The organism is Leptolyngbya cf. ectocarpi LEGE 11479, from assembly GCF_015207065.1.
Lineage (GTDB): Bacteria > Cyanobacteriota > Cyanobacteriia > Phormidesmidales > Phormidesmidaceae > Leptothoe > Leptothoe ectocarpi.
On record NZ_JADEXP010000255.1, the window covers coordinates 1 to 9,366 of the forward strand.

Here is a 9,366-nt window from a genome sequence, read left to right on the forward strand (position 1 = left end):
AATCCCTACTTTGAACTATTTGAGACGATACCAAGCTATGGCGAAAAATTAGTGACACTAACTTTACAAGTCACTAAAATATCATTTTGAAATCCTTTATTTTCAGAAGCCTTTAGTAGGGCTTCCACTAACAAACTTAGAAAATCTTCATTGATTTTTTCATTAAAATCTATACTGAAATCCTCATAAAAAACTTTCAAGAGCTGTTGAAAGTTATTCCGAATATAATGCTTTAGTTTACTATTGCCAGAATTCTCTTTAGAAGCACCTATCAATAACAAAATCACTTTTCCATTTGCAAAAGCATACTTAGTAACTTCTTCGGCAGTTATAGCAATGGAAGATGCATCTTGTTTAATTTTACCCAGATCAGTTTTAATAGCTCTCCTAATCATAGAGCCTAGCGTTTCCTGATTGTAAAAAGCAGATTCCAATGCATCTGCTAGTTTATTTTCTAGATCAATTTGCTCCATATCCCTTTAAATATTCAAAATACTTAGGGCAAGCCCCAAGACTTAGCTAAAGTCTTTAACCTGGGATTACTTGGATTTCTCTTAAGGGCTCCTTCTATAAGTTCTTGTAACTTTCCATATGCCTGTGCCCAATCAACCACACTTTCCACCGTTTTTGGGTAAGTCGAAGCAGATTGAGATATCTCTTCGAGTCTTATTTTCAAAGCTCGTCTTACCATTGATCCTAAGGATTCTTTATCCAGAAATGCCGACTGCAAAGCCTTCACTAAAGCACCCCATTCTTCAACACTCAATTCGGCAGGCACAACTAGTTTTGATTGTTGCTTTCTGCCGCCAGGTGTAGAAGATAAAGATAATTGTGGTTGAACTCGTTCTCTTGCTGTTAGAGTTCCTACCGTCTTATCTACAGAACTCATCTCTGCTAATGGAGTCTGTATCTGCTCTGGGTAATAGGCTAAAACTATATCCCCAAAACCTTCTGTTCGAGCCGTTGGCGTTTGCACCTGCCCAGTTCCTTGGTTCCAACGCTTAATATTGTTCAGAACATAGGCTTGAACATCCTGAACTGAGACAAATCCTTTCCTGTATATTTGCTCTGGGTAACCATCCGCTTTTCCACTCAAAGCATTTAGTAAATAGTGGGTAAATACGCCATGACCAGCAATTTCATAGGCTTTCTGCTGAGCTGTGCTAGCTGCAATAAGCGCAAACCCCTCTGCCTGCTCATATACATGACGAATAAACTCTGGATCTGCCAAATCCCGCCCCATATCAACACCAGTATGGCAAGCATCTAACAACAAAACCTTGCACCTTGCACCACTGCCTCGCATTAGCGTTTCCACCTCGGCTACTGGCAACACATCATCTTTTGGGTTGTAGGACCGCACCTCAGAGGTAACCAAACAAGGCTGGTTGTCTACCTGAATGCCATGACATGCAAAATGTACTAGCAGTAAATCATCCGGCCCAACCAAATCACAAATGAGCTGGAGTTCAGTTTTAACAGCGCTCCGTGTCGGCTTATAACGAGGCACCGGAGGATTGTCATAGATAGAAACGACTTTTTCAAAACCCAGGTCCGTCGATAAGAGCTGCCCTAGAGTCTTCACATCATCAACACAAAACTCAAGTTCACCATACCCTGGATCATCATATTCATTAATACCAACCAGAAAAGCCCAGCGATTTTTAATAGGATCAGTCACAGCTCAAATCTGATGCTCCACATAAAATATTAATCAACCAATCAACATATCTTTCCAAATGTATTTACAAAAGTGAAAAACAAGCCCTTTAGGAAATAACGGCTTCTTCACCGTCAGTTGAATCATTACTACCCGTCGTATCATTATCTCCTGACACACCTAAATTTTTGAGTACCTTGGAAACGGATTCTCTGGTTACTTCTGCTCCAAAACCCCAAGCCAAAAGAGCAAAGTAATCACTCAAAGGTTGGTTACCAAACGTTGGCTGGTTTACATACAACTCAGAAAACCCAGCCCATGATAGAAAGATAATTGCAACACCGCGGCTGCTGTAGTTAAAAATTCGAAGCCGCCACTGGGCTATTTTTGCAAGTTTCGGTAAAGAGGGAGGGTTTGTAGTCGGTGGTGGTGGCATCTTCGCTGCTCCTACCTCTTGAAACGTCCGTGCCTTCATTATTTCTTGAGCACTAAGATCTAAGGATTGGGATGTATCTACCAAATCTTTTTCAACTGTTTGGGTTTCATCTAACCAGTTGTCAAATGCTTCCTTGGAAGTTGGCTCCAGTGCATGTAGTTTTTGCCGCAAATTCTGGATTGCCAACTTCCACTTCGATTTTTCTGCGGGATTACTAAATTGACCTTCACTCTGACTCAGAAGTTTAATTCTGGCCTCTCCTTGATGAAATCGATCAACCTGCTGGCGAATACTGTTAAGTTTCTCTTGGAGTCTGGAAGATTGCTTAGAATCAGGGATTTGACGATAGAGATCCCTAAGATTAGCTTGGAGTGCTTTACCGTAAAAAATTCCCTCACCAATACTTTCAACTTCCATTTTCAAGGTTTGGTAGTAATCCAGCTCAGCCAGCCAGTTTTCGGACTCCCTTTTCCAGGCATTCCAAACACCCTGAGCCATTGTCAACTGAGCCTTTGCTTTAGACCAATCCTGGTTTGCCAAACTAACTTCAACATCGACTAAGTAAGTCTGAATGCGACGAGTAAACACTTCTGGAATAGATTGATCAGCAGCAAGGGACTGATCAATTCTGACTTGGGTGCGTAGCTTACCTACTGCCAAAGTTAATTCATCCCGATTTAGGCCTTGACTTCTATAATCCGATAGACTTGTGCCTATTAATACCCCTACCAGCAGAATTACGGCAGGCCACCAGGGTCGAGCTTGCACATTTACTGTCAGCGGGATTAAATGTTGACCGCCTTCATATTTAACAAGTAGCATGCCCTGAAACTGCCCATGATTAGTTGCTTTGGCAAGATCAACCTGTAGAGGGACTTTTACAACTTCATTCGCTTGAAGTTGTGTTGCAGGTATTTGAGTCTGAATAGCTGTTGCAGGTAGGATCTGCTGCCCATCCGTACGCTCCAAATCTAGAGAAATAATCTCTAAATTTTCAACAACTTCATCAGCCTGAAGCAGCAAAAAGCGCGATTCCTGGCGTCCATACCTTTCAGATATATTGAGAGTCTCAGGAGTCACTGACACTACTGCTAATGATTTAGAACTTCCCACAATCAGCGTACTCACCGTTATTAAACTAGTTAGAACAAACTTTTGAATAGCTGGGAGCATTAACTATTTTTTGAGAAGTTTAGTTGAGCGGTTTAAGTATACCTACGTAACCTTTGATTTAGAAGGTATTCAGTTCTGAGCATTTATGCTTATTGCAAAATAGGAATGCACTCATATTGACGTATTAACCAAGTACTATGATCATGCAACTTTGCAACTCACAACGCAACTCATAACTCGGTCGCAAAACTATCGGGCAAATCCTGCAAAGTTTTACCATGGGCTCTCAGCAACTCGTCCAACGCCTTCATTTGAGGAATCGTAAATGAAGGAACACTATCGCCTCTTTCCCAGCGGCTAATGGTTCGACCAGAAGTACCAATATGCCGCGCAAACCCTTCCTGGGACATATTCAACTCTTCTCGAAGTTTTTTAAGGGGCGATGAGTCCATCTAGTTACTGCTAACCTGCTAAACCATACCGAATATGACAATCTGTCTAGACACCTTGACAAAACAATTGCTTGTCTAGACAATGTGTCTATACGGATATCCAAAAACCTCTCGCCCTTGTCAGTTAAGGGGCGAGCTATCTTTCTGTATCCCGTCCTAATTTTACTGCTACACCATCATGCAACTCTACGACTCACCACGTCCGTGGGTGGTCTACCGCCGCCTGCCCAATTGTCAGAACCTTACCGTAGCCCGATTTCAACGCCGCACCGAGGCCGAACAGCACCTGGCGACATTGCAATCCCTCATCCCCCAAAGCCCTTTCCTAATGGCCTTTGATACCGAAAATATCCCCATGCAGCCCCACCGCCGCCGCCTGCGTCATTACCTGGTAGAAACTCAGCACGTCATTGACCGGCTGCATCTGCTTGGTTACTTTGAGCGCATTGTCTGGAGTCAGCCAGTTCAACTCTCTGAAGACGGTCTGATTATTTGTCCCGATCCTGGCGACATTTTACGATACACCCAACGAGAATTTATAAGCGGTCAATCCAGCTAACTGTAAGGGCTCGCAAACAGTGAGCCCTTACTAGGGATCGAATAGAATAGGGTCACTGAAACTCTGTACCAGGCAAAGGCAGAATCATGATGACGCTCCAGCAACTTCAATCTCAATTATTAGCCCTATCTGTCGATGAAAAAGCCCAGGCAATAAACCTGTTAGTGGCCAGCCTCAGTGACAGGTGGCCTGGTATTAAAAAAACATCCGGTGTGATGGGAGGTGATGCTTGTGTTCGTCAAACTCGAATTCCAGTTTGGTTGCTGGTGAGTTTGCGTGATCAGGGGGCGACAGAAGCCTACTTGCTTGAGGATTATCCAGATTTAACGGCGACTGATCTGGCAAATGCGTGGCTCTATGCAGATACCCATGTTGATGAGATTGCTGCCGCTATTCAGCGACAGGCGGCGGCATGATAATGGCTCGACTCTACTCAGACGAAGGTTTTCCCAAAAAGGTCAGCGAAAAACTAACACAGTTGGATCATGATGTCTTGACGGTTCAGGAAGCGGGTCAGGCCAACCAAAGGATTCCAGACGATCAGGTGCTAACTTATGCGACCGATCAAAATCGGGCTGTATTAACCATCAATCGAGCTGATTTTATTCGCCTCCATCGACAGAGTTCAGATCATGCTGGCATTGTTGTTTGTACAGAAGATTTTAACCGAGAGAGATTGGCTAATCGAGTTCACAAAGCTATTTCGAAGGAATCTACACTGGCCGGAAAACTCATCCGCGTTAATCGACCTGGCAAAGATTGAAGACTCAAGACTTCAATCTAACCGGTACGCCTACCACCCCTAAAACCTGCTCCAGGGCCGCTCGACAAAAATAGACCAACCACACAAAGATGGCTAATAGCTTAAAGCCATCCTCCAGCAAATATCCATCATCGTCGCCCGTAATCCAGTCCTGCGGCACAATCACATCGAACCCAATCGATATCGCAAAGAAAAATAAACTCAGTCCCAATAGCCATGGCTGTATTCTCAGTAGAGGCTTACGAAACCGGCACAGGCTAGCTACAACTGATAATCCATAAACCGCAAATGTGACTTTTTCTGGAATCAGGTGCCATGTCTCGTCAAGCACCTCATGAATCATCAGCAGGTCATCGAGCATCAGCCATAGGCTCAGCATGCCAAAGACCCCCAAAAAAAGCACAGACTCTCGTTTACCTTGGGTCATAAACAGCAGCAAGCTGCTAAACAGACAAATAGCAGCACTAAAGCACCACATCAAAATCCCCACATTTGAAAGAAAACCAAAATAAAACGGCTTCTCTGCCAAAACAAGCGGATCGCGAGTCAGGTGACGGATAGGAATCGGACTAAAGTAGCGTACTATCACCATCAGGGTAACTAACAATCCACAGCCCGTTAGTAATATCCTGTTCTGATAACTGGTTAGGGCGGAGGTCTGAGCATGTTTGAGCTGACTAGGCATGAAATTACGTGTTTTTACTGAGATCGCCAGGAAAATTAAAACTAAACGTATCCTGGCATTAACCTTCTCTTAACCTAAGATCTATCAGGCAGAAAACCACGCAATCCGCACTAGGCTCATGTAATCTTAATCGACACACCCAGCTAGATTCATAAGCCAAACCACAAATCTTTGATACCAAAAGCGACTGTTCACTAAAGCTATATAGGATCAACTATTCAGAAAATTAGGACTTTACCGACGTAGAACCCTGGGTGGACATGTTTAACCAAACGTTTATTGACCATGGGCAATTCCACCCTCGCCCGATAGAAAATCGACGTCACCAAATCCAACGGCTCACCTATCAAGCCGACTGGGATGGATATTGCCCTGCTGGGTGTCGATGCGGAAAACCCAAACCAGGCCCAACAACTCTATAAATCAGTGGGCTTTGAGCAAACAAAAACCTATATTTCATACACCAAGACTGGGTAGAAACCAAACTGTATTCACCAGGTTGGCATCAAGCCCAGATACAAATTAAAGTATTGCCATCAACATGAAACGTTTGGGAGGCCCTGTGAATGTCAAGGATATTCCTCAGGAGAGATTAGACAAAATTGTTGATCTCCTGTGCGAAGACAACCGAGCAGATGCCATGCTGCTTTACTGCCAGACCGCCACTGTAGAGCTGGAGACGGCATGGGCTGTTATTCAAGATATCCTCATTGACCTTGGGGAAGACAGTGCTAATTTACCCAAGCGAGCCGTTGATGATGATGCTTATCTAGAAGCGCAATACTATGCCAAATGGTGTCTTACTGAAAGCCGCAATTCGGAACGTATCAGCGAGGGAGTCATTGGCAAATGCACTTTTAAACAGCTACCCCAACGCTATCAAGACCTTTTTACCATTGGCCCAAACCGCATCAAAAAACTAAAGTTTTTTCCTGAGAAAGACATTGTTTGCATGGTGCTAATAACTATGCCAGTCCTCTTCATGTGGTCAACGGTACCCTTTCTGGGGATTTTTAGTGATTTTCCTTTAATGTGGGCCTGGAACACCTGGCCTAGGGTCTTGTTCATGCTCATGGTTCTAATCGTGTGTATTCCACCCCCGATTATGGGAATCTACACAGTAAGAATGCTTCAGGTCATGGCCGAGTTTCTTCGTAAGAAAAAAGCAGGTGCTCATATCTATGGTCTAGTCATTGATGGGCAAAACGTAGTGGGCCGCCAGCTGTCCGTATTTGAGCAAAAGAAGAACTGTTTATTTTTGCCACGCAACCGAATCACAAATTTTGCCACCAAGGGCGGTAGTCGAGTCAGCACTGCTAAATTTTTCATCCAGTTCATCAATCATCAAGATCAGCGTCAATGGTTAATGTTAGAGAGTGGCAGCAGCTATAGCCTGAAACCCTATCAGCTCTACCAGATATTTCAACGCGAAAAAGTTTCCCAGGGATAGCATGGGTAGGGCTTTCAGTTTTCATCTCTACACCCCCCTCTAGCCTTCAATGCAAGATACAAAGTCGTGTTTTCCTGCTTTATACCATTAGCCATAGAACATAGAGTGGGCGGGATACACGTCCAGAAGACAACCAGAAGACAATGGGCTCTGCTGCCTGCACCATCACCTTATCGGATTCATACTAATGTCGCCCAATCAAGAAGCCGTCGCCACTGCGATCGCAGTTTTACTATCCACCACACCAGAAACCTGTCTCGGTCAGCTGCTCAAAGTTTGCCTGGCCGCAAAAGTAGACGGCGATGTCAGGGGTAAAACCCAAGACCTCTTGCAAAACCCTGGTAACTTGGCCCATTGGGTTCAGGAAATCATTGGTGATGATGGCCAATACACCCCCGCTGAATGGCAAGCCCTGGGCGAGATGGATCTGCTGAATAATGTTGAAACATTTGCCAAGGCCCTTCTCACTGAAATCGACGCCCTCAATGTCTGAGATGCTAACGGTCTGAGATACTAACGTTTGAAGTGGCATGGCTGAACCAGAGGATATCATTAAGATACTGATCTACTCTGATATGGGCTGCGGCCTCGTATAGTTTTCTAAAGGGTGTGCTATGTCTTTATTTTCATTCTCAGGTAAGCGTCCCGATAATCTGGGTGTTAAGCAGGGTCAGCTTTTGGCCTGTCCTAGTACGCCAAACTGTGTCTGCTCTCAGGCGGATGCCAGCGATAAAGAGCACTTTATCGAACCGATTGCCAGTAGTAAAGCACCTGCCGATGCGATCGCAACTCTAAAAACTATCATTGAGGGCATGGAACGCTCCCAAATCAATGAAGTTACTGACGACTACCTCTACGCTGAATTCGCCAGTAAGCTCATGGGTTTTGTAGACGATCTAGAATTTTATGCCGGAGCGCCGGGGCTTATTCATGTCCGTGCAGCTGCTCGCTTAGGCAAATCAGACCTAGGTGTCAATCGCAAACGCATTGACACCATTCGAGAACAATTTCAAGCAGCCAGCAACGCAGCGACCTAGCGTTGTCGGGTGGTTTACGTGCCTTCCACATAGCGGTCCACACCCAGTAGAGCATTGCACTGAAACCACCACAAAACTATTTCAAGACTATTTTATCTCAACAATAGACTAAACTTAAGATAGTCAGTCTATTATTGAGATAGACTGCAAGTGAAAATTTAAACAGTTTGAGCATACTCTTTTAGCCTATCCACGCAGTCTTGATAGGCTTTATAAGCCTGAGTTTTCTCTTCTAGCTTAAAGACCGCTTTTTCCGAGACCACGCCCGTCTGTCGTAGAATCTTGCCTTGCTTCAGGGTATCTGATGGATCTCCATATCTAAATCGCCCGGTATTTTGTGAGATTTTGTACTTTTCAGAAAAAGCGGTTGAAGTACTCAAAAATAGCTGGAGTTCCTGCAGAGAACTATCTGTTCGATTCAGTAAATCCTCGTAATGTACTAATAAACAGCGCTTTGGGTCATTGATTCGTACTGCCAGGTTTTGCAAAAAGCCTAGACGGCTTTGGTAGTATTTAAACCAGTTATTAAACTTCTGATGCTGGCTGAGTTCAGAATGGGTCTGCCCTAGTTTGGCTGCACTTCTAAATGACGCAGCCGGATCTCGTAGCAAAAAGATAAACTTGACATCCTCATCAAGTAAAATGTTGTTGGAAAAATCATGGTTTCTCACCACCTTATCCATGACGTAATAAGCATTCTTAAAGTCAAAAGACTTCTGAATAACAACAGTTCTGTAGAGCAGTTTTTCTAAATCTTGATGACTTTTATAAGAGACATGGCTTTCACCATAACCCTCAATTTCGGGATTGCTATTGAGTAAATGTACTAGTAGTGAAGATCCTGAGCGCATTGGAGCAAGCACAAATAGGTACCGTAGCGAATAGCCGCGAGAGCCCAGTCTATATTGAAAATAGGGCTTTAATAACCCGTAGGTATAGCAGTCAAAGAAAACCTGTTTGGTTCTCTTCCAGAATCCTGGAATCGAGTAGTTAAGGAATAGGCGAACCCTCTCAGGCACTCTAATTGTAATGCTTGAGGTACCGATGCCTCTAAAAATCATAGTAGCCACCTCTGATATTTATCGGCAGACTTTGGAGAAACAGGTAGGACATTTGTTCTCCGTACCGTTTTAAAAAAGCCTGTTGTAATTTACAAGTATGGCAATACGTAGTTATAATATTCTTTAATAAACTTCCAGCAAACTCTATAT

Annotated in this window: 12 protein-coding genes; 6 read left to right on the plus strand and 6 right to left on the minus strand. The window is 43.9% G+C overall.

Features of this window, described 5'->3' with window-relative positions; genetic code table 11:
• Positions 1–35: 35 nt before the first annotated feature.
• From IQ260_RS21710 to IQ260_RS21725, 4 genes are all read right to left on the minus strand, one after another.
• Complete coding sequence (locus IQ260_RS21710; protein WP_193995181.1) at positions 36–473, minus strand: effector-associated domain EAD1-containing protein; 438 nt, start codon at positions 471–473, stop codon at positions 36–38.
• Positions 474–496: 23 nt separating this feature from the next.
• Complete coding sequence (locus IQ260_RS21715) at positions 497–1,681, minus strand: caspase family protein (RefSeq protein WP_193995182.1); 1,185 nt, start codon at positions 1,679–1,681, stop codon at positions 497–499.
• A gap of 88 nt (positions 1,682–1,769) precedes the next feature.
• Positions 1,770–3,269 carry a hypothetical protein gene (locus IQ260_RS21720; protein WP_193995183.1) on the minus strand — a complete coding sequence of 500 codons (1,500 nt, stop codon included), beginning with the start codon at positions 3,267–3,269 and terminating at the stop codon, positions 1,770–1,772.
• Positions 3,270–3,439: 170 nt separating this feature from the next.
• On the minus strand, positions 3,440–3,661 hold the full coding sequence (locus tag IQ260_RS21725) for a helix-turn-helix transcriptional regulator (RefSeq protein ID WP_193995184.1): 222 nt from the start codon (positions 3,659–3,661) through the stop codon (positions 3,440–3,442).
• Positions 3,662–3,839: 178 nt separating this feature from the next.
• On the opposite strand from IQ260_RS21725, the gene IQ260_RS21730 reads away from it, so the two are divergent.
• The 3 genes from IQ260_RS21730 (at position 3,840) to IQ260_RS21740 (ending at position 4,983) form a co-directional block, all read left to right on the plus strand.
• Positions 3,840–4,220: a hypothetical protein gene (locus IQ260_RS21730; RefSeq protein ID WP_193995185.1), complete on the plus strand. Its 381-nt coding sequence runs from the start codon at positions 3,840–3,842 to the stop codon at positions 4,218–4,220.
• A gap of 86 nt (positions 4,221–4,306) precedes the next feature.
• On the plus strand, positions 4,307–4,636 hold the full coding sequence (locus tag IQ260_RS21735) for a DUF433 domain-containing protein (RefSeq protein WP_228016332.1): 330 nt from the start codon (positions 4,307–4,309) through the stop codon (positions 4,634–4,636).
• Between the two features lie 2 nt (positions 4,637–4,638).
• Positions 4,639–4,983 carry a DUF5615 family PIN-like protein gene (locus tag IQ260_RS21740; protein WP_193995186.1) on the plus strand — a complete coding sequence of 115 codons (345 nt, stop codon included), beginning with the start codon at positions 4,639–4,641 and terminating at the stop codon, positions 4,981–4,983.
• 4 nt (positions 4,984–4,987) lie between these two features.
• On the opposite strand, the gene IQ260_RS21745 is transcribed toward IQ260_RS21740, so the two are convergent.
• Complete coding sequence (locus IQ260_RS21745) at positions 4,988–5,668, minus strand: hypothetical protein (RefSeq protein ID WP_193995187.1); 681 nt, start codon at positions 5,666–5,668, stop codon at positions 4,988–4,990.
• Between the two features lie 541 nt (positions 5,669–6,209).
• On the opposite strand from IQ260_RS21745, the gene IQ260_RS21750 reads away from it, so the two are divergent.
• From IQ260_RS21750 to IQ260_RS21760, 3 genes are all read left to right on the plus strand, one after another.
• A complete protein-coding gene (locus IQ260_RS21750) occupies positions 6,210–7,118 on the plus strand; it encodes a hypothetical protein (RefSeq protein WP_193995188.1) in 909 nt (302 codons plus the stop codon).
• A 187-nt stretch (positions 7,119–7,305) separates the two neighbouring features.
• Entirely contained in the window at positions 7,306–7,611 is a 306-nt protein-coding gene (locus tag IQ260_RS21755) for a hypothetical protein (RefSeq protein WP_193995189.1), read from the plus strand.
• 121 nt (positions 7,612–7,732) lie between these two features.
• Positions 7,733–8,155: a DUF1499 domain-containing protein gene (locus IQ260_RS21760; protein ID WP_193995190.1), complete on the plus strand. Its 423-nt coding sequence runs from the start codon at positions 7,733–7,735 to the stop codon at positions 8,153–8,155.
• A gap of 158 nt (positions 8,156–8,313) precedes the next feature.
• Here the strand turns inward: IQ260_RS21760 and IQ260_RS21765 are convergent, their stop codons facing one another.
• The gene (locus tag IQ260_RS21765) at positions 8,314–9,216 is read right to left on the minus strand and encodes a sulfotransferase (RefSeq protein WP_228016333.1); all 903 of its coding nucleotides are present in this window, start codon (positions 9,214–9,216) and stop codon (positions 8,314–8,316) included.
• Between the last annotated feature and the right edge of the window lie 150 nt (positions 9,217–9,366).

What these genes read in the sequence shown, in the direction of transcription:
- IQ260_RS21710 (WP_193995181.1), bottom strand. Translation starts at nt 473, where the DNA reads ATGGAGCAAATTGATCTAGAAAATAAACTAGCAGATGCATTGGAATCT.
- IQ260_RS21720 (WP_193995183.1), bottom strand. Translation starts at nt 3,269, where the DNA reads ATGCTCCCAGCTATTCAAAAGTTTGTTCTAACTAGTTTAATAACGGTG.
- IQ260_RS21725 (WP_193995184.1), bottom strand. Translation starts at nt 3,661, where the DNA reads ATGGACTCATCGCCCCTTAAAAAACTTCGAGAAGAGTTGAATATGTCC.
- IQ260_RS21730 (WP_193995185.1), top strand. Translation starts at nt 3,840, where the DNA reads ATGCAACTCTACGACTCACCACGTCCGTGGGTGGTCTACCGCCGCCTG.
- IQ260_RS21735 (WP_228016332.1), top strand. Translation starts at nt 4,307, where the DNA reads ATGATGACGCTCCAGCAACTTCAATCTCAATTATTAGCCCTATCTGTC.
- IQ260_RS21740 (WP_193995186.1), top strand. Translation starts at nt 4,639, where the DNA reads ATGGCTCGACTCTACTCAGACGAAGGTTTTCCCAAAAAGGTCAGCGAA.
- IQ260_RS21745 (WP_193995187.1), bottom strand. Translation starts at nt 5,668, where the DNA reads ATGCCTAGTCAGCTCAAACATGCTCAGACCTCCGCCCTAACCAGTTAT.
- IQ260_RS21750 (WP_193995188.1), top strand. Translation starts at nt 6,210, where the DNA reads ATGAAACGTTTGGGAGGCCCTGTGAATGTCAAGGATATTCCTCAGGAG.
- IQ260_RS21755 (WP_193995189.1), top strand. Translation starts at nt 7,306, where the DNA reads ATGTCGCCCAATCAAGAAGCCGTCGCCACTGCGATCGCAGTTTTACTA.
- IQ260_RS21760 (WP_193995190.1), top strand. Translation starts at nt 7,733, where the DNA reads ATGTCTTTATTTTCATTCTCAGGTAAGCGTCCCGATAATCTGGGTGTT.
- IQ260_RS21765 (WP_228016333.1), bottom strand. Translation starts at nt 9,216, where the DNA reads ATGATTTTTAGAGGCATCGGTACCTCAAGCATTACAATTAGAGTGCCT.